Source organism: Quatrionicoccus australiensis, assembly GCF_020510425.1.
Classification (GTDB): Bacteria; Pseudomonadota; Gammaproteobacteria; order Burkholderiales; family Rhodocyclaceae; genus Azonexus; species Azonexus australiensis_A.
In genome coordinates, this window is sequence record NZ_JAHBAH010000001.1 from 2,391,575 (window position 1) to 2,417,510 (window position 25,936).

24 protein-coding genes and 4 tRNA genes are annotated in these 25,936 nt (G+C 59.8%); 19 read left to right on the top strand and 9 right to left on the bottom strand.

Annotated elements, in window-relative coordinates:
* Positions 1-21: 21 nt before the first annotated feature.
* From lipA to KIG99_RS11485, 6 genes are read right to left on the bottom strand one after another with little or no spacing between them, the layout of a single operon-like run.
* A complete protein-coding gene (gene lipA, locus KIG99_RS11460) occupies positions 22-993 on the bottom strand; it encodes a lipoyl synthase (protein WP_226460288.1) in 972 nt (323 codons plus the stop codon).
* Positions 986-1,603: a lipoyl(octanoyl) transferase LipB gene (gene lipB / locus KIG99_RS11465; RefSeq protein WP_226460289.1), complete on the bottom strand. Its 618-nt coding sequence runs from the start codon at positions 1,601-1,603 to the stop codon at positions 986-988. Before lipB ends, lipA begins: the two co-directional genes overlap by 8 nt.
* 6 nt (positions 1,604-1,609) lie before the next feature.
* Positions 1,610-1,879: an HP0495 family protein gene (locus tag KIG99_RS11470; RefSeq protein WP_226460290.1), complete on the bottom strand. Its 270-nt coding sequence runs from the start codon at positions 1,877-1,879 to the stop codon at positions 1,610-1,612.
* A 1-nt stretch (position 1,880) separates the two neighbouring features.
* Positions 1,881-2,768 carry a D-amino acid aminotransferase gene (locus KIG99_RS11475; RefSeq protein WP_226460291.1) on the bottom strand — a complete coding sequence of 296 codons (888 nt, stop codon included), beginning with the start codon at positions 2,766-2,768 and terminating at the stop codon, positions 1,881-1,883.
* 4 nt (positions 2,769-2,772) lie between these two features.
* Complete coding sequence (locus tag KIG99_RS11480) at positions 2,773-3,912, bottom strand: D-alanyl-D-alanine carboxypeptidase family protein (RefSeq protein ID WP_226460292.1); 1,140 nt, start codon at positions 3,910-3,912, stop codon at positions 2,773-2,775.
* Between the two features lie 35 nt (positions 3,913-3,947).
* Positions 3,948-4,850 carry a LysR family transcriptional regulator gene (locus KIG99_RS11485; protein WP_264180413.1) on the bottom strand — a complete coding sequence of 301 codons (903 nt, stop codon included), beginning with the start codon at positions 4,848-4,850 and terminating at the stop codon, positions 3,948-3,950.
* Between the two features lie 110 nt (positions 4,851-4,960).
* Between KIG99_RS11485 and htpX the strand changes: the two genes are divergently transcribed.
* The 5 genes from htpX to KIG99_RS11510 are packed head-to-tail and all read left to right on the top strand — an operon-like array spanning position 4,961 to position 11,714.
* Positions 4,961-5,836 (top strand): protease HtpX, encoded by an 876-nt coding sequence (gene htpX / locus KIG99_RS11490; RefSeq protein ID WP_226460293.1) that lies wholly within the window; start codon positions 4,961-4,963, stop codon positions 5,834-5,836.
* Between the two features lie 41 nt (positions 5,837-5,877).
* Positions 5,878-7,116 (top strand): TolC family protein, encoded by a 1,239-nt coding sequence (locus KIG99_RS11495; RefSeq protein ID WP_226460294.1) that lies wholly within the window; start codon positions 5,878-5,880, stop codon positions 7,114-7,116.
* Positions 7,113-8,252, top strand: coding sequence for an efflux RND transporter periplasmic adaptor subunit (locus KIG99_RS11500; protein ID WP_226460295.1), 1,140 nt, complete (start codon positions 7,113-7,115; stop codon positions 8,250-8,252). The genes KIG99_RS11495 and KIG99_RS11500 overlap by 4 nt, the downstream gene beginning before the upstream one ends.
* Positions 8,249-11,359: an efflux RND transporter permease subunit gene (locus tag KIG99_RS11505; protein ID WP_226460296.1), complete on the top strand. Its 3,111-nt coding sequence runs from the start codon at positions 8,249-8,251 to the stop codon at positions 11,357-11,359. The genes KIG99_RS11500 and KIG99_RS11505 overlap by 4 nt, the downstream gene beginning before the upstream one ends.
* Before the next feature lie 13 nt (positions 11,360-11,372).
* Positions 11,373-11,714, top strand: a complete 342-nt coding sequence (locus KIG99_RS11510; protein ID WP_226460297.1) for a P-II family nitrogen regulator — start codon at positions 11,373-11,375, stop codon at positions 11,712-11,714.
* A gap of 51 nt (positions 11,715-11,765) precedes the next feature.
* On the opposite strand, the gene KIG99_RS11515 is transcribed toward KIG99_RS11510, so the two are convergent.
* The 3 genes from KIG99_RS11515 to lgt form a co-directional block, all read right to left on the bottom strand.
* Positions 11,766-12,530: a hypothetical protein gene (locus KIG99_RS11515; RefSeq protein ID WP_226460298.1), complete on the bottom strand. Its 765-nt coding sequence runs from the start codon at positions 12,528-12,530 to the stop codon at positions 11,766-11,768.
* 7 nt (positions 12,531-12,537) lie between these two features.
* Positions 12,538-13,014 (bottom strand): VOC family protein, encoded by a 477-nt coding sequence (locus KIG99_RS11520; protein ID WP_226442084.1) that lies wholly within the window; start codon positions 13,012-13,014, stop codon positions 12,538-12,540.
* 75 nt (positions 13,015-13,089) lie between these two features.
* Positions 13,090-13,878, bottom strand: a complete 789-nt coding sequence (lgt, locus tag KIG99_RS11525; protein WP_226460299.1) for a prolipoprotein diacylglyceryl transferase — start codon at positions 13,876-13,878, stop codon at positions 13,090-13,092.
* A gap of 90 nt (positions 13,879-13,968) precedes the next feature.
* Here lgt and ilvD point away from each other — a divergent pair, with 90 nt between their 5' ends.
* The 14 genes from ilvD to rpoB all read left to right on the top strand — a co-directional run bounded on the left by ilvD (position 13,969) and on the right by rpoB (position 25,934).
* Positions 13,969-15,825 (top strand): dihydroxy-acid dehydratase, encoded by a 1,857-nt coding sequence (ilvD, locus tag KIG99_RS11530; RefSeq protein WP_226460300.1) that lies wholly within the window; start codon positions 13,969-13,971, stop codon positions 15,823-15,825.
* 249 nt (positions 15,826-16,074) lie between these two features.
* Positions 16,075-16,383: a c-type cytochrome gene (locus KIG99_RS11535; protein ID WP_226460301.1), complete on the top strand. Its 309-nt coding sequence runs from the start codon at positions 16,075-16,077 to the stop codon at positions 16,381-16,383.
* A gap of 96 nt (positions 16,384-16,479) precedes the next feature.
* Positions 16,480-16,564 (top strand) — tRNA-Tyr (locus KIG99_RS11540).
* A 41-nt stretch (positions 16,565-16,605) separates the two neighbouring features.
* Positions 16,606-16,679 (top strand) — tRNA-Gly (locus KIG99_RS11545).
* A 29-nt stretch (positions 16,680-16,708) separates the two neighbouring features.
* A tRNA-Thr gene (locus KIG99_RS11550) sits at positions 16,709-16,783 on the top strand.
* 53 nt (positions 16,784-16,836) lie between these two features.
* Positions 16,837-18,027 carry an elongation factor Tu gene (tuf, locus tag KIG99_RS11555; RefSeq protein ID WP_226460302.1) on the top strand — a complete coding sequence of 397 codons (1,191 nt, stop codon included), beginning with the start codon at positions 16,837-16,839 and terminating at the stop codon, positions 18,025-18,027.
* 60 nt (positions 18,028-18,087) lie between these two features.
* Positions 18,088-18,163 (top strand) — tRNA-Trp (locus KIG99_RS11560).
* 24 nt (positions 18,164-18,187) lie between these two features.
* Positions 18,188-18,541 (top strand): preprotein translocase subunit SecE, encoded by a 354-nt coding sequence (gene secE, locus KIG99_RS11565; protein ID WP_226460303.1) that lies wholly within the window; start codon positions 18,188-18,190, stop codon positions 18,539-18,541.
* Complete coding sequence (gene nusG / locus KIG99_RS11570; protein ID WP_226442090.1) at positions 18,538-19,071, top strand: transcription termination/antitermination protein NusG; 534 nt, start codon at positions 18,538-18,540, stop codon at positions 19,069-19,071. The genes secE and nusG overlap by 4 nt, the downstream gene beginning before the upstream one ends.
* A 108-nt stretch (positions 19,072-19,179) precedes the next feature.
* Entirely contained in the window at positions 19,180-19,611 is a 432-nt protein-coding gene (gene rplK / locus KIG99_RS11575; RefSeq protein ID WP_226442091.1) for a 50S ribosomal protein L11, read from the top strand.
* A gap of 2 nt (positions 19,612-19,613) precedes the next feature.
* Positions 19,614-20,309 (top strand): 50S ribosomal protein L1, encoded by a 696-nt coding sequence (rplA, locus tag KIG99_RS11580; protein WP_226460304.1) that lies wholly within the window; start codon positions 19,614-19,616, stop codon positions 20,307-20,309.
* A 231-nt stretch (positions 20,310-20,540) separates the two neighbouring features.
* Positions 20,541-21,038, top strand: a complete 498-nt coding sequence (rplJ, locus tag KIG99_RS11585) for a 50S ribosomal protein L10 (protein ID WP_226442093.1) — start codon at positions 20,541-20,543, stop codon at positions 21,036-21,038.
* 38 nt (positions 21,039-21,076) lie between these two features.
* The gene (rplL, locus tag KIG99_RS11590; protein WP_226460305.1) at positions 21,077-21,445 is read left to right on the top strand and encodes a 50S ribosomal protein L7/L12; all 369 of its coding nucleotides are present in this window, start codon (positions 21,077-21,079) and stop codon (positions 21,443-21,445) included.
* A gap of 205 nt (positions 21,446-21,650) precedes the next feature.
* The gene (rpoB, locus tag KIG99_RS11595; RefSeq protein WP_226460306.1) at positions 21,651-25,934 is read left to right on the top strand and encodes a DNA-directed RNA polymerase subunit beta; all 4,284 of its coding nucleotides are present in this window, start codon (positions 21,651-21,653) and stop codon (positions 25,932-25,934) included.
* Positions 25,935-25,936: the final 2 nt, after the last annotated feature.

Consider the following 25,936-nt stretch of genomic DNA (forward strand, 5'->3'; position numbering starts at 1 on the left):
TCGGCGGCAGCCGGGCTTCGCTCAGGCGACGCCGGCGCTGTGTGCCTGCTGGTCCGCCCAGTAGCTGGAGCGGACCATCGGGGCGCAGGCGGCGCCGGTAAAGCCCATCTTTTTCGCTTCTTCCTCGTACATCTTGAAGGTGTCGGGATGCACGTAGCGTGACACCGGCAGATGATGCCCGGACGGCGCCAGATACTGGCCGATGGTCAGCATCTCGACATCGTGGGCGCGCAGGTCGCGCATGACTTCAAGAATTTCCTCGTCGGTTTCGCCAAGGCCGACCATCAGGCCGGACTTGGTGGACACCTTCGGGTAGCGCGCCTTGAATTGCTTGAGGAAGTCCAGCGAGTGCTGGTAATCGGCGCCCGGGCGTGACTGCTTGTAGAGGCGGGGCACGGTTTCCATGTTGTGATTGAGCACGTCGGGCAGGGCGCCGCCGAGCACGTCGAGCGCCACGTCCATGCGGCCGCGGAAATCGGGCACCAGGGTTTCGATGGTCGTGGTCGGCGACAGTTCGCGCGTGTGACGGATGACATCGACGAAATGCTGGGCGCCGCCGTCACGCAGGTCGTCACGGTCGACGCTGGTAATCACGACATATTTGAGTTTGAGCAGGGCGACCGATTCGGCCAGTTCGCGCGGCTCGTCCGGGTTGGGCGGCAGCGGTTGACCGTGACCGACGTCGCAAAACGGGCAGCGCCGCGTGCAGATGTCGCCGAGGATCATGAAGGTCGCCGTGCCGCGGCCGAAGCATTCGCCGATATTCGGGCAGGTCGCTTCCTCGCAGACGGTGTGCAGCTTCTTCTCGCGCAGCATGGTCTTGATCTCGCCGAAGCGGCCGGCGCTGTTGCCGGCCTTGACGCGGATCCAGTCCGGTTTTTTGAGCGGGGTGTCGACCGGCACGATCTTGATCGGGATGCGCGCCGTCTTCAGTTCGCCCTTTTGCTTGACGCCTTTTTGCTTGGCGCCGCCCTTGATCTCGTTTTCAGCCATGTTGTCTTTCCAGTTGCAGCAGCAGTTGCTGCGAGAGTTGCTCGCCCGCCTCGCCGACGGTGAGCGGAATATTCAGGTCTTTGGTCTGCACGACCTGCAGGCCGGGGTAGCCGCAGGGATTGATCGCTTCGAACGGGCTCAGGTCCATGTCCACGTTGAGCGAAACGCCGTGGTAGGAACAGCCGTTGCGGATGCGCAGGCCGAGCGCGGCGACCTTGGCGGCACCGACATAGACGCCGGGCGCGCCGTCGCGCCGCTCGGCCGTGACGCCGTAATTGCCAAGCAGGTCGATGACCGCCTGTTCGATGGCGGTAACCAGTTCGCGCACCTTGATTTTCAGGCGCGCCAGATCGAGCAGCAGATAAATGACGACCTGGCCGGGCCCGTGGTAGGTGACCTGGCCGCCGCGGTCGATCTGCACCAGCGGGATGCCGACATCGCGCAGGATGTGCTCCGGCTTGCCGGCCTGGCCCAGGGTATAGACCGGCGGGTGTTCGACGATCCACAGCTCGTCCGGCGTTGCGGCCGTACGGTTGGCGGTGAACGCCTGCATGGCCTGGAAGGTCGGCTCGTAGTCGACCCGGCCCAGGTGTTTGACGGTGGGTGTCACGGAGGCTTAGAGGACGACCTTGATCAGCGGGTGGCCGCTCAGGTCGGTGTACAGCGCATCGAGCTGCGGCTTCGAGGTGGCGACCACGGTGCAGGTCAGGCTGATGTAGTTGCCGCCGGAGCTGGCGCGCATTTCCATGGTTGCGCCGTCGAAATCGGGGGCGTGCTGGGTGACGATGCTCAGTACCACCTGGGAAAGCTCGTCGTGCGCCTTGCCCATGATCTTGAGGGGAAAGTCGCAGGGAAATTCGAGGAGGGTGTCCTTGTACGATGCCATGTCAGCCTTTACGCATTACCGTGTTCTTGAAGTCCTGGTACCACTGCCACATCTGTTCGCCGACCGGGCCGGGGCGGCCGGCATTTTTGCCATGTCCGACCGGTTGACCGTCCAGCGTCGTGATCGCCAGGATTTCCTTGGTCGATGAGGTCATCCAGACCTCATCCGCGGCGCGAAGTTCAGTTTCGCTGATTTCGCGCACTTCCAGCGCCTGCCCATGTTGGGCTGCGAGTTCGAGGATCACGTCGTAGGTGATGCCGGGCAGCATCAGCTGCGTCTTGGGCGGCGCCAGCAGCACGCCGTCCCTGACCACGAAAATGTTCGAGGCGGCGCCTTCCTTGAGCCAGCCGTCGCGCAGCAGCAATGCTTCGGCACAGCCCTGTTCGACCGCCTGCTGACGGGCCAGCACGTTGGCGAGCAGCGAGATGACCTTGAGGTCGCAGCGGCTCCAGCGCAGGTCGGGCACCGTGATCGCAGCAACGCCTCTGGCCCTGACCTCGGCTGGCGTAGTAACCAGCGGTGAGGCGAAAGCAAAGGCGGTCGGCGTGACGGTGGCCGGCGGAAAGGCGTGGTCGCGCTTGTCGTCGGCGCCGCGTGTCACCTGCAGGTAGATCGACTGGTCGTCCCAGGGCGCGCTGGCGATCAGCTTGAAAACGACCTCTTTCCAGGCGTCGACCGGCAGCGGGTTGGCCAGCTTGATGCCGTCCAGCGTCGCCTGCAGGCGCTTGAGGTGTTCATCGATGCGAAAGGCGCGCCGGGAATAGACCGGAATGACTTCATAAACCCCGTCGCCGTACAGGAAACCGCGGTCGAGCGGCGAGATGCCGGCCGCGGCGAGCGGCAGGAACTGGCCATTCAGATAAACCGGGTCGGCGACGTAAGGGGTCATGGGGTCAGTTGAACCAGAGGCGGATGCTGTCGAGGATACGGATGAAGATGTTGCCGATTTCGATTTTTTCAAGAGCAACGACCGGATATTCGCCATAGGGCTTGCCGTCGACGCTGACTTTCAGCGTGCCCAGCTTCTGGCCCAGCTCGATCGGCGCGATCAGACGCGGCTCGGCAACGAATTCGGACTTCACCGATTCGGCGTAGCCCTTGGGCACGGCAATCGCCATGTCGTTGGTGAAACCGGCCTTGACCTGGCTTTGCTGACCCTTCCAGACGCGCAGCGCGGCGACCGGCTGCTCTTTCGCGAACAGCGTCACGGCATCGTAGGAGAGGAAGCCCCAGTTGAGCAGCTTGAGCGACTCGGTGGCGCGCGCCGAATCCGAAGCCGTGCCGAGCACGACCGAGAGCAGGCGGCGCTTGTCGCGCAGGGCCGAGGAAATCAGGCAGTAGCCGGCGGCATCGGTGTGGCCGGTCTTGACGCCATCGACGCTGGGGTCGATGAAGAGCAGGCGGTTGCGGTTCGGTTGGGTGATGCCGTTGTAGGTGAATTCCTTCATCGAGTAATACTTCTTGTATTCCTCGGGGAAGTCGCGGATCAACGCGCCGGCCAGGATGGAGAGGTCGCGCGCCGTGGTGTAGTGCTCGGGATCGGGCAGGCCGGTCGAGTTGCGGAAGCTGGAGGACTTCATGCCGAGGCGTTGTGCTTCGCGGTTCATCATCTGCGCGAAGTTGTCCTCGCTGCCGGCGATGGCTTCGGCCAGCGTGACGCAGGCATCGTTGCCGGACTGGACGATCATGCCCTTGATCAGGTCTTCAACCGGAACTTGCGTGTCGACCCGGACGAACATCTTGGAGCCGCCGGTGCGCCAGGCCTTTTCCGAAACCGGCAGAGGCTGGGTGAGGGCGATGGTTTTCTTGTGGATGGCCGAGAAGGTCAGGTAGGCCGTCATCAGCTTGGTCAGCGAAGCGGGTTCGAGACGTTCGTCGGGCTTCTCGGCGGTCAACATCTGGCCGGAGCCCATTTCCAGCAGCAGCCAGGATTTGGCGGCGAGGGCAGGGGGTACGGGTTGTTGCTGGGCGAGCGCCGAGCCGGCACAAACGAGGCTCAGGGCAAGGACAAGAATATTGCGAAACAGCGGCATGGTTTTTTTGCTTTGTTTTACGTTGGGGGCGGAAATTATACCCCCGGCGTCGTGGCGCCCAGTGGCGAGGCAGCACAGAGAACCTCGATCGCCGGGTGGCGGATACGACGCTCGTTGGAGATCGCGTAGATCTGTTCGCTGACTGCCTCCATGGCGCCGAGCGGACGGGCATTGAACGAGGCCTCGATCTGGTCGGCGAGAACCAGCGGCGCCGGGAAAATGCCCAGGCCGCCGCGGCCGAAGGTGTTGAGCAGGGCGCTGTCCTCGAATTCGCCAACGATTTTCGGGCGGATGCCGGCACCTTCCAGCCAGCGGTCGATGCGGCCGCGCAGTGCGTTGTGGCGGGTGGGCAGGAGCATGGGCGCGCCGTTGAGGCTGTGCGGGAAGTCGGGTGCGTAGCGGTCGACCAGTTCCGGAATGGCAAAAAGCCCGGTCGCGAAATCGCCCAGCCGGGTGCTGAATACCTTCAGGTTGCCGCCGACCGGTGCGGCGCGGTCGGTTAGCACGACATCGAGGCGGTGCAGTGCGAGGTCGGCGAGCAGGGTTTCGAACTCGCCCTCGTCGCAAACCAGGCGGATATCGAGCGGCATGCTGGTGACCGAGCTGAGCAAGCGATAGGCGAGCAGCTTGGGAATGCCGTCGGTAATGCCGGCGCGCAGGCGCAGCGTCGATTCGCTGTCGGAGTTGCGCACCGCCTCGCCCAAGGCGTCGCCCAGCTGGAAAATCTGGTCGGCGTAACCGAGCGCCAGGCGCCCCGCGTCGCTCAGGACCAGGCCGCGTCCCTGGCTGTTGAATAAGGCCTTGCCGAGCTGGCGTTCCAGTAGCGACAATTGCCCGCTGATCGTCTGGACGGCAACGCCAAGGCGTTCCGCAGCGCGCGTAATGCTGCCTTCCTGGGCAACGACCCAGAAGTAATGAAGATGTTTGTAGTTGAGCATAGAAATTCGTTCTGCAGAAAAAACCGAAGTGTCTGTCAATTTTGCTCCGGTTTTTTGGTTTTGTGCAACGCAATAGAATGCGCCCCTCAGTTTATTTTCGGGAGTTCACCATGAAACGTGTTCTGCTCTTCCTTGCCACCAACTTCGCCGTGATGCTGGTGCTCAGCCTGGTCACCAGCCTGCTTGGCGTCAATCGCTTCCTGACCGCCAACGGACTCAATCTCGGCATGCTGCTTGTGTTCGCAGGTGTGATCGGCTTTGGCGGCGCCTTCATTTCGCTGCTGATGTCGAAAAGCATGGCCAAGTGGAGTACCGGTGCCCGCGTCATTGAAGCGCCGTCCTCCTCGACCGAGGTCTGGCTGGTCGACACGGTCGCGCGCCTTGCCGAACGGGCTGGTCTGCCGATGCCGGAAGTGGCCATCTATGACGGTGAGCCGAATGCCTTTGCGACTGGCGCCACGAAAAACAGTTCGCTGGTCGCCGTGTCGACCGGCCTGCTGCAGGGCATGACGCGTGAAGAAGTCGAGGCGGTGCTGGCGCATGAAGTTGCCCACATCGCCAATGGCGATATGGTGACGCTGACCCTGATCCAGGGCGTGGTCAATACCTTCGTTGTCTTCCTGTCGCGTGTTGTCGGCTACGCGGTCGACTCCTTCCTGCGCCGCAATGACGAGGAGAGCAGCGGCCCGGGCATCGGCTACATGGTGACCAGCATGATCTGCGAAGTGGTCTTCGGTATCCTGGCCAGCATCATCGTTGCCTGGTTCTCGCGCCAGCGTGAGTTCCGCGCCGATGCCGGTGCTGCGCAGCTGCTGCGTTCGCCGCTGCCGATGCAGAACGCGCTGCGCCGTCTGGGCAGCATGCATACCGAGTCCCTGCCGCAGAACATGGCCGCTTCCGGCATTGCTGGCGGCCAGGGCTGGATGGCGCTGTTTTCCAGCCATCCGCCGCTGGAAGAACGTATTGCTGCACTGGGAGGCCGTTAAGCCCTGCGCCTCGATGGCATGCGGATTGCTAAACAAAACTCATGATGCAATTTAAAAAAATACTGATTCTGACTTGCGGGCTGAGTGCAACGCTGGCTTTTGCCCAGCCCGAATATGACCTGAATCAACTCGAAGTGCTGGCTATGGAGTCCAGTCGTTCGATCATGGCGGCGCGTGACCAGGTGACGGCGGCGCGCTATGCGGTGGACAGTGCCAGTGCCTTTCCCAATCCCGAACTTGAATATCTGGGCGGGACGGCACGGGCGCGCAGTCCGGGCGGCAACACCGGCGATGCACGTAGTGTCAGCCTGACCCAGCCGCTCGACATGCCCTGGAAACGTGCCGCGCGAATCGATACCGCGCTGGCCAGTCTGGAAGTGACAACTGCCGGCAACCGGGCCTTTGAAGCCGATCTGCTGGCCCGTCTGCGCAGCCGCTATTTCGAGTTGCTGCGTCGTCAGGCTGAATTGTTGAATGCCCGTGAAGATGCCAAGCTCATGGAAGGCGTGCGCTCGCGCATTGCCAAGCGGGTCGAGGTCGGCGAAGCGCCGCGTTTCGAACTGATCAAGGCTGATGCGGAAGCGCTCAATGCGCAAAAGACGTCGCAGGCTGCGGCATTCCGTGTGCAGCAGGCGCGTTCGCTGTTGCGCCAGATGGTTGGCGCAGCCCTGCCTGAAGACTTTGCGGTCAGCGGCAGCTTGCGCAATGTGCCGGCCTTGTTGCCGCTCGATGGTTTGCAGAAGCAATTGACGGATTCGAGCCCCGATCTGGCGCGTGCGCGCGCCGAAATGGTGCGTGCCCAGCGCCAGCTTGATCTGGAGCGCGGGCAGCGTTGGCCAAATTTGGCACTCAAGGCCAGTTACGACGAAGACCCCGATATGCGTACCTCGAAGTTCGGTGTCGTGGTCTCCATTCCGATCTGGGACCGGCGTAGCGGTCCGGTCGGCGAAGCCGCCGCACAGTTGTCACGTGCCCGCAACGAGTTGGAGGCGCAGCAGTTTGCGCTGGGCCAGACGCTGCAGGTTGCCGTGCAGCAATACGAAATCGCCCAGACCCAGGTCACCGCGCTGGAGTCTGGCATCGTCCGCCAGGCCGAGGCGGCTCTGAAGGTAGCCGAAGCTGCTTATCGCTTCGGCGAGCGCGGCTTCATCGAAGTGCTGGACGCGCAACGTGTATTCCGTGCCGCGCGGGCCGAGTTGATTGCTGCGCGCTTTGAACTGGCTGCGGCCTGGGTGGAAATCGAAAGACTGCGGGCGCTGCCCGGGGGAAGCAAGGAATGAAAAAAGTACTTCTGGTGATGTTGACCGCTGCGCTGCTGGCAGGTTGTAACAAGGAAAGCGGCAAGGGCGTGGCGGCTCCGCCGGCTGATCCGGCTCTGGTTACGCCGGGCCAGGAATTGCTGGGTCAGCTCAAGCTGGCCGATGTGAGCAAGCAACCGGTCGCGGAGACCTTGCGGGTTGCCGGTCAGATCAGTTTCGACGAGCAACGCCTGGCGCGCATCGGCGCGACCATTACCGGACGCGTAACCGATATCGATGCCTTGCTTGGCCAGTCGGTCAAGAAGGGTGATGTGCTGGCCAGTCTGAACAGCAGCGAGCTGTCCAGTCAGCAACTGGCCTATCTCAAGGCGCGTGCCCAGCTTGAACTGAACCGGCGCAATGCCGAGCGGGCCAAGGCCTTGTTCGAGGCTGACGTGATCGGTGCCGCTGAATTGCAGCGCCGCGAAAGCGAACATCAGATCTCGGTCGCCGAAACGCGGGCGGCCGCCGACCAGTTGCAATTGCTCGGTGTGTCACCGGCCGCGATCGACCGCCTCGGCAAGCAGGGGGCGGTCAATTCCGTGACGCCGGTGGTGGCGACCCTGAGTGGCGTCGTCGTCGAGCGCAAGCTGGCCCAGGGCCAGGTGGTGCAGCCGGCCGATGCGCTGTTCGTGGTGGCCGATCTGTCGCGCTTGTGGGCGGTGGCCCAGGTGCCGGAACAGCAGGTCAGTCAGGTCAAGGAAGGTCAGGCGGTCAGTATCGAGGTGCCGGCCCTGGGGCATGAAAAGCTGGTCGGCAAGCTGATCTACGTCGGTCAGACCATCGATCCGGAAACCCGGACGGTACTTGTGCGTACCGAACTGGATAACCGTGCCGGTCGCCTCAAGCCGGCCATGCTGGCTTCGATGCTGATCGAGGCGAAGCCGGTCGAACGTCTGGTGGTGCCAGCCAGTGCCGTGGTTCGCGAAAGCGACGAAGACCATGTCTTTGTGGCTGAAGGTGAGGGCGTGTTCCGACTGCTCAAGGTCAAGCTGGGTGCCGAGCAGGGTGGGCAGCGAGTGGTCATTTCCGGCCTCAAGGGGCAGGAAAAGATCGTCGTCGAAGGCGCCTTCCATCTGAATAACGAACGCAATCGCAAGGAAATGGAGGGCTCGTGATCGAATCACTGGTTCGTGCGGCGCTCAAGCAGCGCCTGATTGTCGCGGTGATTGCGGTCATCCTGCTGTTTTTCGGGCTGGATGCGGCGCGCAAGCTGTCCGTGGATGCCTTCCCCGATGTCACCAATATCCAGGTCCAGATTGCGACCGAGGCGCCGGGACGTCCGCCGGAAGAAGTCGAGCGTTTCGCCACCGTGCCGCTGGAAGTCGCGATGACCGGCCTGCCCGGTCTCGAGGAAATGCGCTCGCTGAACAAGCCGGGCCTGTCGCTGATCACGCTCGTCTTCAATGACAAGACCGACGTCTATTTCGCTCGCCAATTGGTCATGGAGCGTCTGCTCGAAGTCGGCTCGCGCCTGCCGGAAGGCATCACGCCGGTGCTCGGGCCGGTGTCCACCGGTTTGGGCGAGGTCTATCAATACACGCTGGAACGCCCGGATGACGGCGACCGTACCCTGACCCAGGAAGAACTGATGCAGCGCCGGATCGCCCAGGACTGGGTGGTGCGTCCGCTGTTGCGTTCGATCCCCGGCGTTGCCGAAATCAACTCGCAGGGCGGTTTTGCCAAGCAGTACCAGGTGCTGGTCAATCCCGACAAGCTGCGTCACTTCGGGCTGTCGGTCGGCGACGTCTACCAGGCGGTCGGCCGCAACAACGCCAATGCCGGCGGCGGCGTGCTGCCGCAGTATGCCGAGCAGTACCTGATCCGCGGCGTCGGTCTGGTACGCGATCTGGAAGATTTGCGCGCCATCGTGCTCAAGGAAAAGGACGGCGTGCCGGTCTATGTCCGTGATGTGGCGGAGGTGAAGATCGGTCACGAGGTGCGCCAGGGCGCCGTGATCAAGAATGGCACGACGGAAGCCGTCGGCGGTGTCGTCATGATGATTGCCGGCGGCAACGCCAAGGCCGTGGTCAGCAAGATCAAGGAGCGGGTTAACGAGATCAACGCCAAGGGGATGCTGCCGGATGGCCTGAAGATTGCCGCCTATTACGATCGCTCGGAATTGGTCGATGCGGCGCTGTGGACCGTTACGAAAGTGCTGCTCGAAGGCGTCGTGCTGGTTGTCGTCGTGCTCTTCCTCTTCCTGGGCGATGTGCGTTCCTCGCTGATCGTCGTCGCGACCCTGGTCCTGACGCCGCTGCTTACCTTCACCGCGATGAACAAGCTCGGCATTTCGGCCAACCTGATGTCGCTCGGCGGTCTGGCGATTGCCATCGGCCTGATGGTCGACGGCTCGGTGGTGGTCGTCGAAAATGCCTACTTGCAGCTTGGGCGCCAGGCCAAGAGCGGTGAAAGCCAGTTGCGGGTGATTCTGCGTGCCGTTGTCGAAGTGGCTACGCCGGTGATTTTCGGGGTCGGCATCATCATCCTCGTCTTCCTGCCGTTGATGACCCTGCAGGGCATGGAAGGCAAGATGTTCGCGCCGCTCGCCTACACCATTGCCATCGCGCTGGCCATTTCGCTGGCCCTGTCGATGACGCTGACGCCGGTGATGTCGACTTACCTGCTCAAGCCGCCGGCACATGATGGCGATCACGATACGCGCCTGATCCAGGTCATGAAGCAGCGCTATCTCAAGATGCTGCACTGGGCGCTGGCCAACGAACGGAAGACGGTGGCGGCCGCGGTCGGCGCCTTTGCGCTGACTGTCGCCGTGCTGCCTTTCCTCGGTACCGCCTTCATTCCGGAAATGAAGGAAGGCTCGGTGGTGCCCGGCATCAATCGCGTGCCGAACATCTCGCTTGAAGAATCGATCAAGATGGAAATGGAGGCGATGCGCCTGGTCATGCAGGTGCCCGGCGTCAAGTCGGCCGTCTCCGGCGTCGGACGTGGCGAGTCGCCGGCCGATCCGCAGGGGCCGAACGAATCGACGCCGATCGTCAGCCTCAAGCCGCGCAGCGAATGGCCTTCGGGCTGGACGCAGGACGACATCCAGGATGCGATGCGCGACAAGCTCAAGGCACTGCCCGGCGTGCAGGTCGTCATGGCGCAGCCGATTTCCGACCGCGTCGATGAAATGGTCACCGGTGTGCGCTCCGACATCGCCGTCAAGGTTTTCGGCGATGATCTCGATCAGCTGAAAAAGCTCGCCGGCCAGATCGGCAAGGTGGCGCAAACCCTGCAAGGGGCGCAGGATCTGCGTATCGAGCGGATCAGCGGTCAACAGTATCTTTCGGTCGAAATTGACCGGCAGGCGATCGCCCGACTTGGCCTCAATGTTTCCGACGTCAACGATGTGCTGGAGACGGCGATCGGCGGCAAGGAAGCAACCGAGATCTTCGAGGGCGAGCGGCGTTTCCCCGGCGTCGTGCGTTTGCCGGAAAGCTTCCGCAACAACGTCGAAGCGATCTCGAACGTGCTGATCACCTCGCGTAACGGCGCCCAAGTGCGTCTGACCGACGTCGCCAGGATCAGCGTTGTCGATGGTCCGGCGCAGATCTCGCGCGAGCTGGGCAAGCGTCGCATCGTGGTTGGCGTCAATGTGAAAGATCGCGACCTGGGCAGTTTCGTTGCCGAACTGCAGCAGAAGGTCGAGCATCAGATCAAGCTGCCGGAAGGCTATTACCTTGAGTGGGGCGGTCAGTTCCAGAACATGGAGCGGGCCTTGGGTCACCTGATGGTAATCATTCCGATCACCATCGCGGCGATCTTCTTCCTGCTTTTCCTGTTGTTCAATTCGCTGCGTTTTGCCACGCTGATCATCACCGTGCTGCCCTTTGCCTCGATCGGCGGCATCATCGGCCTGTTCGTCAGTCGTGAATACCTGTCGGTGCCGGCCTCGGTCGGTTTCATCGCGCTGTGGGGCATTGCCGTGCTGAATGGTGTTGTGCTCGTCTCCTACATCCGTGGCCTGCGCGAAGAAGGGCGCAGCGTGCGCGATGCGGTGGTCGAAGGCGCGACCCTGCGCTTCCGGCCGGTGATGATGACGGCGACGGTCGCCATGCTCGGCCTGATTCCCTTCCTGTTCTCGAGCGGGCCGGGCTCCGAAGTGCAGCGTCCGCTGGCCATCGTGGTCATTGGCGGGCTGATAACATCAACTTTATTGACGCTGGTGGTCCTGCCGACCATCTATCGCTGGTTTGACGACGAAAAGGTCGAAGCATGAACAAGGGGATGCGATGAAAGAGATCAAGGCGGTCATCCGCCCCAACAAGCTGGCGGCCCTGCGTGATGCGCTGGTGGCCTTGCCGGGTTTTCCCGGCATGACGGTGAGCAAGGTCGAGGGGTGCAGCGCGCCGAGCCGGCATGTCGCGCGCAACAAGATCAAGGACGAACTGACCGATTACACGCCCAAGGTGCGTATCGAGATCGTTGCGCCGGACGAGGTGGCCGAGGATATTTTCCGGCGCATTACCGAGGTTGCCCAGACCGGGCATTATGGCGATGGTCTGGTCTGGATGGTCGAGGTCGAGCGCGCCGCCTTCATCTTCAAGACCATGCCGGGCAGCCCGGAGCTTTAGGCGATCAGCGGTCGCCGGGCAAAATCCGGCGGCCGTGATTTTCGGCCTTTTTCAGACGTCGACCGCTGCGATCGCGGTTTCGAGCTGCTGCAGCAAATCCTGCATCGTCTGGCGCAGTTGCGGCTGGTCGAGATCGCCGGTGCCATCCTGGCCGGGGATCGTCCGTTCAATCTGACGGGCCAGATGCACGATGCCAAAAAGCTCCAGATGTTCGGCCTGTTGGGCGATTTCGTCGGCTTCCAGCTTGAGGGCGTAGGCATCCGGCGGCAAGGCGGCCAAGGCGTCATGCATGCGCTCGAGGCGTTCGCTGGCTTCGCCGACGAACAGGCGGTCGAGAACTGGTGAGCGCAGGCTGCTGCCGGCTGACGGTGCCATGCTGGCTTCGAGGCGCTGCGCGAAATGGCGGGCACGTTCGGCAAACAGGACATGCTCTAGGCCGCCTTCTTCGCCCAGGCATTCGATGGTGGCAGTGAGTGCAGCGATCAGGCGGGGCGCCGGGTTGCCGTCTTCAAGCAGATCGCTGGCACTGGCCAGCGCTTCGCCGAGATGCAGGCAGTCGGCATCGGCGGTTTCCAGGGCAATGCCGTAGAGGGCGAAAATCGCCGGCCGGGTGTCGTCGACCGTCTGGCCGTGGCGTTCCGACCAGGCGATGGACAGGCGGCAGGCGGCGGCGACCCAGCGCTGGTTGAGCTTCTCGTCGAAGCGCAAGGGCCGCGGCTTGGCCACCCAGGGCAGGATCGCGGCCGCGGCCTCCAGGGTCGGCGCCAGCGCCGCCCGGGAATCCTCGAGGTCGTCCTCGGGGAGCTCGTCGTTCATGCGTTGCTTATTGCGCAGCCAGTTTGGCGAAGGCCGAAACGACTTCCGGCGGTGCCTGGACCAGTTCAATCAGGACGCCTTCGCCGCCGATCGGGAATTCCTCGTTGCCCTTCGGGTGCAGGAAGGTGATGTCGAAACCCGCGGCGCCCTTGCGGATGCCGCCCGGAGCGAAGCGCACGCCGTTGGCGGAGAGCCATTCGACGGCCTTGGGCAGGTCATCGATCCACAGGCCAACGTGATTGAGCGGCGTGGCATGTACGGCCGGCTTCTTTTCCGGATCGAGCGGCTGCATCAGATCGACTTCGACCTTGAACGGGCCGGTGCCCATGGCGCAGATGTCTTCATCGACGTTCTCGCGTTCGGAAACGAAGGTGCTGGTGATTTCCAGGCCGAATTTCTCGACCCACAGGGTGCGCAGTTTTTCCTTGGACGGACCGCCGATGGCGATTTGCTGGATGCCGAGAACCTTGAAGGGACGTGTCATGACTGGATTCCTGTCTGTGAATGGATAACGTAATCCATAATTATAAAGTCTTCGCCGGCGAGCGGAAGCGTCGCCTCAATGCTGCTTCCGGTAAGCCAGAACAAGGAGCAGGATGCCCACCGCGATCATCGGCAGCGACAGCCACTGGCCCATGCTGATCGTGTAGGACTGCCCGAAAATGCCGGCATCCGGTTCGCGGAAGTATTCGGTGATGAAGCGGAAACAGCCGTAGCCAACCAGCCCCGCACCGGTCAACGCGCCACGCGGGCGGTTTTTGCCGGCGTAGAGCCAGAGGATGAGAAACAGGGCCAGGCCTTCGAGGCCGACGTGGTAGAGCTGCGACGGGTGGCGCGGCTGCAGGTCGCCGGCTTGCGGGAAGACCATCGCCCAGGGCAGGTTGGCGTCGGCGACGCGGCCCCACAGTTCGCCATTGATGAAATTGCCGATGCGTCCGGCGGCCAGGCCAAGCGGCACCAGCGGGGCGACAAAGTCAGTGACGGCCAGCCAGTTCAGGCGCTGCTTTCTTGCCCACAGGCCGAGTGCAATGACGACGCCGAGGAAGCCACCATGAAAGCTCATGCCGCCTTTCCAGACCGCAATGATCTCGAACGGGTGCGAGAAGTAATAGCCGGGTTCGTAAAACAGCACCTGGCCGAGTCGACCGCCGAGAATGACGCCGAGCATGCCGTAGAACAGCAGGTCGTCGAGTTGTTCGGCAGTCATGATCGACGGCCGGGTTTTGATCCGGTAGCGCCCGAGCAGGATGAACTGGGCGAAGGCGAGCAGGTACATCAGGCCATACCAGCGGATGGGCAAAGGGCCGAGCCAGATGGCGACGGGATCGAACTGGGGGTGGATAAGCATCGTAGGCGCAGAGTGGGCTAGAATTAGCCGATTATAGTTCGCGCCTTTTGTTACACGACTTCGGGCGCCATGTTTCAGATGGAGATTCCCATGCCGCAATACCGCTCACGTACTTCCACCCACGGTCGCAACATGGCTGGTGCCCGCTCCCTGTGGCGCGCTACCGGCATGAAGGATGGCGATTTCGGCAAGCCGATCATCGCCGTGGTCAACAGTTTCACCCAGTTCGTGCCGGGTCATGTGCATCTGAAGGACATGGGCCAACTGGTGGCGCGCGAGATTGAGGCGGCCGGCGGTGTCGCCAAAGAATTCAACACGATCGCGATCGACGATGGCATCGCCATGGGCCACAGCGGCATGCTCTATTCGCTGCCCAGCCGCGACCTGATTGCCGACTCCGTCGAATACATGGTCAACGCCCACTGTGCAGATGCCATGGTTTGCATCTCCAACTGCGACAAGATCACCCCGGGCATGCTGATGGCCGCCATGCGCCTCAACATCCCGGTCATCTTCGTTTCCGGCGGGCCGATGGAGGCCGGCAAGGTCAAACTGCAGGGACAGGTTGTCCATCTTGATCTGGTCGATGCCATGGTCAAGGCGGCCGATCACTCCGTGTCCCAGTCCGACCTCGATGAGATCGAGCGTTCGGCCTGTCCGACCTGCGGCTCCTGTTCCGGCATGTTCACCGCCAATTCGATGAATTGTCTGACCGAAGCCTTCGGTCTCAGCCTGCCGGGCAATGGTACCGTGGTTGCCACGCACGCCGATCGCAAGCAGCTCTTCCTGCGTGCAGGTCGCCAGATCGTCGAGTTGTGCAAGCGCTATTACGAACAGGATGACGCTTCGGTGCTGCCGCGTTCGATCGCCACCAAAGCCGCTTTTGAAAACGCCATGACGCTGGATGTTGCGATGGGCGGCTCGACCAATACCGTGCTTCATATCCTGGCGACGGCACAGGAAGCGGGCGTTGATTTCACGATGGCCGACATCGACCGCATTTCGCGTGCCGTTCCCTGCTTGTGCAAGGTGGCGCCGATGACCGACAAGTACCACATCGAGGATGTGCACCGCGCCGGCGGCATCATGGGCATCCTTGGTGAACTCGATCGGGCTGGTTTGATCTCGCGCGATGTGCCGACCGTGCATACCAAGAACATCGGCGAAGCGATCGATCGTTGGGATGTGGTGCGTGAGCACGACGTGAAAGTGCATGAGTTTTTCAAGGCCTCGCCGGGTGGGGTGCCGACGCAGGTCGCGTTCTCGCAGGATCGCCGTTTCAATGAGCTTGATCTCGATCGTACTCACGGCTGTATTCGCAACAAGGCCAATGCCTTCTCGCAGGAAGGCGGTCTGGCAGTACTTTTCGGCAACATCGCGCTGGACGGCTGTATCGTCAAGACGGCGGGTGTCGATGAGTCAATCTGGAAATTCAGTGGGCGTGCCCGTGTCTTCGAAAGTCAGGATGCAGCGGTCGACGCCATTCTGGGCGAGAAAATCGTCGCTGGCGATGTCGTCGTGATCCGCTACGAAGGCCCGAAGGGCGGGCCGGGCATGCAGGAAATGCTCTACCCGACCTCCTACCTGAAGTCGATGGGTCTCGGCAAAGCCTGCGCGTTGCTCACCGACGGCCGCTTCTCCGGCGGTACTTCCGGTCTTTCCATCGGTCACGCATCGCCTGAGGCAGCGGATGGCGGTGCGATTGGTCTGGTTGAGGAGGGCGATACGATCGAGATCGATATCCCGAATCGGCGTATTCATCTGGCGATTTCCGATGCTGATCTCGCGCAGCGTCGGATGAGCATGGAGTCTCGTGGTGAAAATGCCTGGAAGCCGGTTGATCGTGAACGGGTCGTGTCGGCCGCGCTGCAAGCCTATGCGCTGATGGCGACATCGGCCGACAAGGGCGCTGTGCGCAATGTGGCGCAGATCCAGCGTCGCAAGTAAAGACGGGCACCAATGGCGCCATGTCGGCTATCCCTGGCATGGCGCCATTGGTGCCGGGGAGTGAAATAGGGAGTGCTTTTCATTTTTTGGGTCAACGGAACGCAACTGATGGCGTTAATTGCGTGTCAGCAGAAAAGCCTGAATCAGCCTCCGGTGTTTTGCAAAGTCAAAAGCGGTTTGCACGGGAGTAAAAAGGGTTTTATCATCACATGCTGATTTACCCATCAACCCGACAATCGGAGCGAGATAATGAAAACTGTTTATATTGCCATGATGGCAGCCGCAGGCATCGTGATGGCTGGCCAAGCCCAGGCTGACGAAGCTTTGGCCAAGGCCAAGAACTGCATGTCCTGCCATGCGATCGACAAGAAGCTGGTTGGCCCGGCTTACAAGGATGTTGCGGCCAAGTACAAGGGCGACAAGGCTGCTCCTGCCAAGCTCGCAGCCAAGGTCAAGGCTGGTGGCAAGGGTGCCTGGGGTGAGATCCCGATGCCGCCGAATAATGTGACTGAAGACGAAGCCAAGAAGCTGGTTGCCTGGGTTCTTGCCCAGAAGTAATTGCTGCTTGAAGTTCGAAAGCCGGCCGTGTGCCGGCTTTTTCTATTTATAAGTGTTGACACGGGATTGTCTTGTCAGGATAATCTTGCGTTCTCCGGAGGGATACCCAAGCGGTCAACGGGAACAGACTGTAAATCTGTCGGCTCTGCCTTCGAAGGTTCGAATCCTTCTCCCTCCACCAGATTGAATGCTGTAGCGGCCTGTGCTGCGGGCAAAGGATAAGCGGGTGTAGCTCAATGGTAGAGCTGAAGCCTTCCAAGCTTAAGACGAGGGTTCGATTCCCTTCACCCGCTCCATGTGCGGTACAGCTGGAGTTTTAAGGTAGGCCCATGTGGCTCAGTGGTAGAGCACTCCCTTGGTAAGGGAGAGGTCGGCAGTTCGATCCTGCCCATGGGCACCACCGATTGGCTTGGATTCTGGATTTTTTATTTATCTGATTATTGAGGAACTAGAATGGCTAAGGAAAAATTCGAGCGTACCAAGCCGCACGTAAACGTCGGCACGATTGGTCACGTTGACCACGGCAAGACGACCCTGACGGCTGCGATCACCACGGTGCTGGCTGCCAAGTTTGGTGGTGCTGCCAAGGCATACGACCAGATTGATGCGGCGCCGGAAGAAAAGGCTCGTGGTATCACCATCAATACCGCGCACGTCGAATACGAAACCGCGAATCGTCACTACGCCCACGTTGACTGCCCGGGCCATGCCGACTACGTCAAGAACATGATTACCGGTGCTGCCCAGATGGACGGCGCCATTCTGGTTTGTTCCGCTGCTGACGGCCCGATGCCGCAGACTCGCGAACACATCCTCCTTGCTCGCCAGGTTGGTGTGCCGTACGTTCTGGTGTACATGAACAAGTGCGACATGGTTGACGATGCCGAGCTGCTCGAGCTGGTCGAAATGGAACTGCGCGAGCTGCTCTCCAAGTACGACTTCCCGGGTGATGACACCCCGATCGTTCATGGTTCTGCTCTGAAGGCTCTGGAAGGCGATCAGTCCGAAATCGGCGAGCCGTCGATCTTCCGTCTGGCCGATGCGCTGGATTCCTATATTCCGACCCCGGAGCGCGCTGTTGATCTGCCGTTCCTGATGCCGGTTGAAGACGTCTTCTCGATCTCTGGTCGCGGTACTGTGGTGACCGGTCGTATCGAGCGCGGCATTGTCAAGGTTGGTGAAGAAATCGAGATCGTCGGTATCCGTCCGACCGTCAAGACCACCTGTACCGGTGTTGAAATGTTCCGCAAGCTGCTCGACCAAGGTCAGGCTGGCGACAACGTTGGCGCGCTGCTGCGCGGCACCAAGCGTGAAGATGTTGAGCGTGGTCAAGTGCTGTGCAAGCCGGGTTCGATCACCCCGCACACCCACTTCACCGGCGAAGTGTATGTTCTGTCGAAGGACGAAGGCGGTCGTCATACCCCGTTCTTCAACAACTACCGTCCGCAGTTCTACTTCCGCACGACCGACGTGACCGGTGCGATTTCGCTGCCGGAAGGCGTTGAAATGGTTATGCCGGGTGACAACATCCAGATGACGGTCAAGCTGATTGCTCCGATCGCCATGGAAGATGGTCTGCGCTTCGCTATCCGCGAAGGTGGTCGTACCGTTGGCGCCGGTGTTGTCGCCAAGATCATCGAGTAATCGATCGATTTTGTAATTGAGGCGCTTCGGGAAACCGAGGCGCTTTGGTTTTTCTGCAGCAGGGGTGTAGCTCAATTGGTAGAGCAACGGTTTCCAAAACCGTAGGTCGGGGGTTCGATTCCCTCCGCCCCTGCCACTCTCTTTAAAGATCGCGAACGTCATGGCTGACAAGATCAAGTTTGCGCTGGCGCTGGTTATTCTGGCAGCTGGCGTGGCTGGTTTCTACCTGCTCTCCGAGCAGGCAATGATTTTGCGCGTCCTTGCGGTTCTCGTCGGGCTGGCGCTTGCAAGTGCCGTTGCCTGGAAAACTGAGCCGGGTCAGCGTTTTTTTGCATTTGCCAACGAGGCTGTTGTTGAAGCAAAGAAGGTTGTGTGGCCTTCTCGCAAGGAAACCATGCAGACAACCGGTGCAGTATTTGCCTTCGTTGTTGTCATGGCCGTGTTCCTCTATCTGACTGACAAGAGCCTCGAGTGGGTTCTTTATGATCTCGTGCTGGGCTGGAAGAAATCATGAGCAAACGCTGGTATGTCGTACATGCCTACTCCGGCTTCGAGAAAAGTGTAATGCGCGCCATTCAGGAGCGCATTACCCGCTTGGATATGCAAGATAAGTTCGGTCGGATTCTTGTTCCGGTCGAAGAAGTTGTTGAGATGAAGGGTGGTCAGAAGTCCATCTCCGAGCGCAAGTTCTTTCCGGGCTATGTGCTGTGCGAAATGGAAATGGACGACGACTCTTGGCACTTGGTGAAAAACACGCCAAAGGTTACGGGTTTTGTTGGTGGTACCGCTAATCGTCCGACTCCGATTTCTGAAAAAGAAGTTGAAAAAATCATGCAGCAGATGCAGGAGGGGGTTGAAAAGCCACGTCCCAAGGTGCTGTTTGAGGTTGGCGAGGTCGTTCGTGTCAAGGAAGGTCCTTTCACCGACTTCCATGGCTCGGTCGAAGATGTTAACTATGAAAAAAATCGCCTGCGCGTTTCTGTGACCATTTTCGGTCGTGCTACGCCGGTTGAGTTGGAGTTCGCCCAGGTTGAAAAGTCCTGAGCTGAAGATTCAAGGGTTAGCCGGAGACCCTTTGTTCCGGCAAGAGGAGCGTGAGTCAGTCGATAAAAAGACTAAAAGCGCGCTACAACTCACGAGTTAGGAGTCATTATGGCCAAGAAAATTATTGGCTACATCAAGCTGCAAGTGCCGGCAGGCAAAGCAAATCCGTCCCCCCCTATTGGTCCGGCGCTGGGTCAGCGCGGCCTGAACATCATGGAATTCTGCAAGGCATTCAATGCCCAGACGCAAGGCGTTGAGCCGGGTCTGCCGATTCCTGTCGTGATCACTGCTTTTGCCGACAAGTCTTTCACGTTCGTGATGAAGACCCCGCCGGCAACGATCCTGATCAAGAAAGCTGCTGGTATCAAGTCTGGTTCGGCCAAGCCGCATACCGACAAGGTTGGCAAGATTACCCGTGCCCAGGCTGAAGAAATCGCCAAGACCAAGATGCCCGATCTGACTGCTTCCGATATGGATGCTGCCGTTCGTACGATCGCTGGTTCCGCCCGCTCCATGGGTATCACGGTTGAGGGTCTGTAATCATGGCTAAGCTCACGAAAAAACAAAAGGCCCAACAGGGCAAGATCGTTGCAATGAAGCTCTATCCGGTTCAGGAAGCTCTGACGCTGGCTAAGGAAACTGCGACCGCCAAGTTCGACGAATCGATCGACGTGGCTGTCAATCTCGGCGTTGATGCTCGCAAGTCGGATCAGGTCGTTCGCGGCTCCGTCGTGTTGCCGGCTGGTACCGGCAAGTCGGTGCGCGTTGCTGTTTTCGCCCAGGGCGAAAAGGCTGAGGCTGCCCGTGCTGCTGGCGCCGAAGTCGTCGGTTTCGACGATCTGGCTGCTGACGTCAAGGCCGGCAAGCTGGATTTCGACGTGGTTATCGCGACGCCTGACGCCATGAAGGTCGTCGGCCAACTCGGTCAGGTTCTTGGTCCGCGTGGTCTGATGCCGAACCCGAAGGTTGGTACGGTCACCATGGATGTGGTTACCGCTGTCAAGAATGCCAAGGCTGGTCAGGTTCAGTATCGTACCGACAAGGCCGGTATCATTCATGCCACGATCGGTCGCGCTTCTTTCTCGGTCGAAAATCTCGAAACCAACCTGAAGGCGCTGATTGATGCGCTGCAAAAGGCGAAGCCTGCTACCTCCAAGGGTCAGTATCTTCGCAAAGTTGCTGTTGCTGCCACGATGGGCCCCGGTGTTCGCGTCGATCAGGCTACGCTGGTTGGCTAAAAAGTACTTTGGGCTACAGGCAGTCGTCTAACGAGGACTGCCTGTAGATCGTCAAAGACCGCAGGCGCTCTGGTAACGGGGCTTAATCGCGAAAGCACCCTGCGCAGACGGTGTCCCAGAACAAGATTTTCTGCTGGCCGGAAACGGACAGCATAGCTTCTGGTTCAGGTCGCCGTAGGTGCGGCGGGAAATTCTTCCCGTCGTGTTATGACTTGAAAGGAGGAAAGACCTGTGGGTCTCAATCTGAACGACAAAAAAGCGGTTGTAGCTGAGGTGTCGGCACAAGTGGCCAACGCAGAGACTATCGTGATTGCCGAATACCGTGGCATTGAGGTTGTTGACCTCACTGTGCTGCGTAAAAAGGCACGCGAGTCTGGTGTGTATCTACGTGTGTTGAAAAATACTTTGGTTCGTCGCGCGGTCGCGGGCACTTCGTTCGCCGACCTGGCTGACCAAATGGTCGGTCCGCTGATCTATAGCGTATCTGCTGACCCCGTGGCCGCTGCGAAAGTCCTCAACGACTTCGCGAAAACCAACGACAAGCTCGTGCTCAAGGCTGGCTCTTACGCTGGCAAGGTGCTCGACAAAGCCGGTGTGCAGGCGCTCGCCTCCGTGCCGAGCCGCGAAGAGTTGCTCTCCAAGCTGTTGTACGTCATGCAAGCTCCGGTTGCCGGCTTTGTCCGCGGCCTGGATGCACTGGCTAAGCAACGCGAAGAAGCTGCCGCTTAATCCTCACCGCATACGAACTGATTTAGGAGTTTATTGAAATGGCAATTAGCAAAGAAGACATCCTGGAAGCCGTTGGCTCCCTGACCGTTATGGAACTGAATGACCTGGTCAAGGCATTCGAAGAGAAGTTTGGCGTTTCCGCTGCTGCCGTCGCCGTTGCCGGCCCGGCTACTGCAGCTGCTGCCGCTGAAGAGCAGACCGAATTCACCGTCATGCTGCTCGGTCCGGGCGACAAGAAGGTTGAAGTTATTAAGGTCGTCCGTGCCGTTACCGGCCTGGGCCTCAAGGAAGCCAAGGATCTGGTTGATGGCGCTCCGAAGGCTGTCAAGGAAGGCGTCTCGAAGGCTGATGCAGAAGCCCTCAAGAAGCAACTGGAAGAAGCTGGCGCCAAGGTCGAAGTCAAGTAATCGACTTTCGCTGTCCGGGCTGGCGGTTTACCGCCAGCCCTTTTGTGCTTTGTAATTCAGGCTTTACTAAACCAGAAACGAACTTGAATAACGCCAACCGGCAAACGCAAGCGATGCTCTCCTCTTCCCCCTGCGGGAGGCGAGCCCGTTTGCGTTTGCCTGTTTCGACAGGTTCCATGTTTGATTTCATCCTCACGGAGTTACCATGACTTACTCCTTCACCGAGAAAAAACGCATCCGTAAGAGCTTTGCCAAGCGCGCCAGCGTGCTTGACATTCCCTTCCTGCTTGCGACCCAGCTCGAGTCCTTTACCGCTTTTTTGCAGGCGGAAGTCCCAGCTGAAAAGCGCAAAAATGAAGGCTTGCAAGCAGCGTTCACCTCGATTTTCCCGATCGTCTCGCACTCCGGAAATGCACGCCTTGAATTCGTCAGCTTCATGCTTGGCGAACCGGCGTTTGATGTAACCGAGTGCCAGCAACGTGGTCTGACCTTCGCTTCTTCCCTGCGTGCTCGTGTGCGTCTGGTGATCATGGATCGCGAAGCGCCTGACACGGTCAAGGAAGTGAAGGAACAGGAAGTGTACATGGGCGAAATTCCGCTCATGACCACCAATGGATCCTTTGTGATCAATGGTACTGAACGTGTCATCGTCTCGCAGTTGCATCGCTCGCCGGGCGTCTTCTTCGAGCATGATCGTGGCAAGACCCACAGCTCGGGCAAATTGCTGTTTTCTGCGCGCGTTATTCCTTACCGTGGTTCGTGGCTGGATTTTGAGTTTGATCCGAAAGATACGCTCTTTTTCCGTGTCGACCGTCGCCGCAAGATGCCGGTTACGACGCTGCTCAAGGCGATCGGCATGTCTTCAGAAGAAATCCTCAGCGAGTTCTTCGACTTCGATACCTTCCTGCTTGGGCAGGAGAATGTCGAATTTACCCTGGTTCCCGAGCGCTTGCGTGGCGAGGTTGCCCGTTTCGACTTCGTCGGGCCGGATGGCACGGTCATCGTTGCGAAAGACAAGCGCATTACCGCGAAGCACATTCGCGATATCGGTGCAGCTTCTCTGAAGCAGATCGTAGTGCCGGAAGACTTCATCATTGGTCGTGTAATCGCCAGGAACATCATCGACAAGGCAACCGGTGAAGTCGTCGCCAACGCGAATGACGAAATTACGGAAACCTTGCTGGCCAAGTTGCGTGAAGCCGAGATCACCACCGTCGAGACGCTGTACACGAACGATCTGGATCGCGGTGCCTTTATCTCCAATACCCTGCGTGCCGACGAAACGGCCTCGCGTCAGGCTGCTCGTGTCGCGATCTATCGCATGATGCGTCCGGGCGAGCCGCCGACGGAAGAAGCTGTTGAAATCTTGTTCAACGGTCTGTTCTATTCTGACGAGCGTTATGACCTCTCCGGCGTTGGCCGGATGAAGTTCAATCGCCGCCTGGCTCGCCAGGATGTCATTGAATACAAGGTCATGGTTCGTAGTCTGGCTTCGAAGGCCGAAGCAGCCCTGCGTAATCTTGCCGAGGGCTCCGGATTCCCGCTGGCCGCCATCCAGGATCTGGTTGGTCTGATGCCTTACGGTCCGCGTGCTCTTTCCGAAAATCTGACCAAGGAAGCTGCCGAATCTCTGGCAGCAAAGATCAAGCCGCTTGGTGCGAATGTCGAAGTGCGCGAACAACTGACCCTGTCGCCGCGTGACATCGTCGAAGTCATCAAGATTCTTGTCGAGTTGCGTAATGGCCGCGGTGAGATCGACGACATCGATCACCTTGGTAATCGTCGGGTTCGCTCCGTTGGCGAACTGGCCGAGAATCAGTTCCGTGCCGGCCTGGTGCGCGTCGAGCGTGCGGTCAAGGAGCGCTTGTCGCAAGCTGAATCCGACAATCTGATGCCGCATGACCTGATCAACGCCAAGCCGATCAGTGCTGCCATCAAGGAGTTCTTCGGTTCCAGCCAGTTGTCTCAGTTCATGGACCAGACCAATCCGCTTTCGGAAATCACGCACAAGCGTCGTGTTTCCGCACTTGGCCCGGGTGGTTTGACGCGCGAGCGTGCCGGCTTCGAAGTGCGCGACGTGCATCCGACCCACTACGGTCGCGTCTGCCCGATCGAAACGCCGGAAGGTCCGAATATCGGTCTGATCAACTCGCTGGCCTTGTTCGCTCGCGTCAATGATTACGGCTTCATCGAAACTGCTTACCGCAAGGTAAATGACGGTCAGGTGACCAACGATATCGAATACCTGTCGGCAATCGAAGAAGGTAATTACGTCGTCGCCCAGGCCAATGCCGCGCTCGACGAAAACAACCGTCTGTCCGATGACTTGGTGACTTGTCGCGAAAAGGGCGAAACCATTCTGGCTGAACCGGCTCGTGTCCAATACATGGACGTGGCTCCGGGCCAGATCGTTTCTGTCGCAGCCTCGCTGATTCCGTTCCTTGAGCATGACGATGCGAACCGCGCGCTGATGGGCGCCAACATGCAACGTCAGGCCGTGCCTTGCCTGCGTCCGGAAAAGGCGCTGGTCGGAACCGGTATCGAACGCACTGTGGCGGTTGACTCAGGTACTGCCGTTGTTGCTCGCCGCGGCGGTATGGTCGATTACGTTGATGCCGGCCGTGTCGTGGTTCGCGTCAATGACGACGAAACTGTCGCCGGTGAAGTCGGTGTCGATATCTACAACCTGGTCAAGTACACCCGCTCTAACCAGAACACCAATATCAACCAGCGTCCGCTGGTTCGTGTTGGCGACAAGATCGCCCGTGGCGATGTGGTGGCCGACGGTGCGTCGACCGATAAGGGCGAACTCGCTCTTGGTCAAAACATGCTGATCGCCTTCATGCCGTGGAACGGCTACAACTTCGAAGACTCGATCCTGATCTCCGAGCGTGTTGTTGCCGAAGATCGCTACACCTCGATTCATATCGAGGAACTGACGGTCGTGGCTCGTGATACCAAGCTTGGTCCCGAGGAAATCACCCGTGACATCGCTTCGCTGGGCGAGTCGCAACTGTCGCGTCTGGATGACTCCGGTATCGTTTATATCGGCGCAGAAGTTGAAGCCGCTGACGTACTCGTCGGCAAGGTCACGCCCAAGGGCGAAACCCAGCTGACGCCGGAAGAAAAGCTCTTGCGCGCGATTTTCGGTGAAAAGGCCTCCGACGTTAAGGACACCTCGCTGCGCGTGCCGTCCGGCATCGCCGGTACCGTCATTGATGTCCAGGTCTTCACCCGCGAAGGCATTGAGCGCGACAAGCGTGCCCAGTCGATCATCGACGAGCACCTGCGTCACTACAAGCTCGATCTGGCTGACCAGATGCGCATCGTCGAGCGCGACGCTTTTGCGCGTATCGAGCGTCTGATTATTGGCAAGAAGGCCAACGGCGGTCCGAAGAAGCTGTCCAAGGGTTCAACCATTGATCAGGCCTATCTGGATGGCATGGATCCGCATCACTGGTTTGATATTCGTCTGGCTGACGACGAAATTGCCCAGCAGCTCGAGCAGGTCAAGGATGGTCTGGAGCAGGCTCGCAAGGACTTCGACTCCGCTTTCGAAGCCAAGCGCAAGAAGCTGACGCAGGGCGACGAATTGCCGCCGGGCGTGCAAAAGATGGTCAAGGTCTATGTTGCCGTCAAGCGTCGCCTGCAACCGGGTGACAAGATGGCCGGTCGTCACGGTAACAAGGGTGTCGTCTCGCGCATCCTCCCGGTTGAAGACATGCCGCACATGGAAGATGGCAGCCCGGTCGACATCGTGCTGAATCCGCTTGGTGTGCCGTCGCGGATGAACGTCGGTCAGATTCTTGAGGTTCACCTCGGTCTTGCTGCCAAGGGACTGGGGCATCAGATTGGTGCGATGCTCCGTGCCCAGGCTGCGGTCCAGGATCTGCGTGCCTTCCTCGACAAGATTTACAACGCCAGCGGCAAACAGGAAAACCTGGATGAACTGAGCGATGCTGAAATTGTCGAAATGGCAGGCAATCTGACGAATGGTGTGCCGTTCGCCACCCCGGTGTTCGATGGTGCCAAGGACAGCGAAATCAAGGCTATGCTGGCTCTTGCCGGTATGCCGTCGTCCGGTCAGATGACCTTGTTTGATGGTCGTACGGGTGAGCCGTTCGAGCGTCAGGTCACGGTTGGCTACATGCACTACCTGAAACTGCATCACTTGGTTGATGACAAGATGCATGCCCGTTCGACCGGTCCGTACTCCCTGGTTACCCAGCAGCCGCTGGGCGGCAAGGCGCAGTTCGGTGGTCAGCGCTTCGGTGAAATGGAAGTGTGGGCCCTTGAAGCCTACGGCGCATCTTATGTGCTGCAGGAAATGTTGACCGTGAAGTCCGATGACGTGAATGGTCGTACCAAGGTGTACGAAAACATCGTCAAGGGCGAGCACAGGATTGAAGCCGGCATGCCGGAATCCTTCAATGTGTTGGTCAAGGAAATCCGTTCGCTGGCGATCGATATCGATCTGGAACGTTACTGATT

Bases quoted from the DNA above. Each gene is read 5' to 3' on its own strand.
- ilvD (WP_226460300.1), top strand. From the start codon at position 13,969: ATGCCGCAATACCGCTCACGTACTTCCACCCACGGTCGCAACATGGCT.
- htpX (WP_226460293.1), top strand. From the start codon at position 4,961: ATGAAACGTGTTCTGCTCTTCCTTGCCACCAACTTCGCCGTGATGCTG.
- KIG99_RS11470 (WP_226460290.1), bottom strand. From the start codon at position 1,879: ATGGCATCGTACAAGGACACCCTCCTCGAATTTCCCTGCGACTTTCCC.
- nusG (WP_226442090.1), top strand. From the start codon at position 18,538: ATGAGCAAACGCTGGTATGTCGTACATGCCTACTCCGGCTTCGAGAAA.
- tuf (WP_226460302.1), top strand. From the start codon at position 16,837: ATGGCTAAGGAAAAATTCGAGCGTACCAAGCCGCACGTAAACGTCGGC.
- KIG99_RS11500 (WP_226460295.1), top strand. From the start codon at position 7,113: ATGAAAAAAGTACTTCTGGTGATGTTGACCGCTGCGCTGCTGGCAGGT.
- KIG99_RS11495 (WP_226460294.1), top strand. From the start codon at position 5,878: ATGATGCAATTTAAAAAAATACTGATTCTGACTTGCGGGCTGAGTGCA.
- KIG99_RS11510 (WP_226460297.1), top strand. From the start codon at position 11,373: ATGAAAGAGATCAAGGCGGTCATCCGCCCCAACAAGCTGGCGGCCCTG.
- lipA (WP_226460288.1), bottom strand. From the start codon at position 993: ATGGCTGAAAACGAGATCAAGGGCGGCGCCAAGCAAAAAGGCGTCAAG.
- lgt (WP_226460299.1), bottom strand. From the start codon at position 13,878: ATGCTTATCCACCCCCAGTTCGATCCCGTCGCCATCTGGCTCGGCCCT.
- rplK (WP_226442091.1), top strand. From the start codon at position 19,180: ATGGCCAAGAAAATTATTGGCTACATCAAGCTGCAAGTGCCGGCAGGC.
- KIG99_RS11535 (WP_226460301.1), top strand. From the start codon at position 16,075: ATGAAAACTGTTTATATTGCCATGATGGCAGCCGCAGGCATCGTGATG.
- KIG99_RS11485 (WP_264180413.1), bottom strand. From the start codon at position 4,850: ATGCTCAACTACAAACATCTTCATTACTTCTGGGTCGTTGCCCAGGAA.
- KIG99_RS11515 (WP_226460298.1), bottom strand. From the start codon at position 12,530: ATGAACGACGAGCTCCCCGAGGACGACCTCGAGGATTCCCGGGCGGCG.
- KIG99_RS11480 (WP_226460292.1), bottom strand. From the start codon at position 3,912: ATGCCGCTGTTTCGCAATATTCTTGTCCTTGCCCTGAGCCTCGTTTGT.
- KIG99_RS11475 (WP_226460291.1), bottom strand. From the start codon at position 2,768: ATGACCCCTTACGTCGCCGACCCGGTTTATCTGAATGGCCAGTTCCTG.
- secE (WP_226460303.1), top strand. From the start codon at position 18,188: ATGGCTGACAAGATCAAGTTTGCGCTGGCGCTGGTTATTCTGGCAGCT.
- rplA (WP_226460304.1), top strand. From the start codon at position 19,614: ATGGCTAAGCTCACGAAAAAACAAAAGGCCCAACAGGGCAAGATCGTT.
- KIG99_RS11520 (WP_226442084.1), bottom strand. From the start codon at position 13,014: ATGACACGTCCCTTCAAGGTTCTCGGCATCCAGCAAATCGCCATCGGC.
- rpoB (WP_226460306.1), top strand. From the start codon at position 21,651: ATGACTTACTCCTTCACCGAGAAAAAACGCATCCGTAAGAGCTTTGCC.
- rplL (WP_226460305.1), top strand. From the start codon at position 21,077: ATGGCAATTAGCAAAGAAGACATCCTGGAAGCCGTTGGCTCCCTGACC.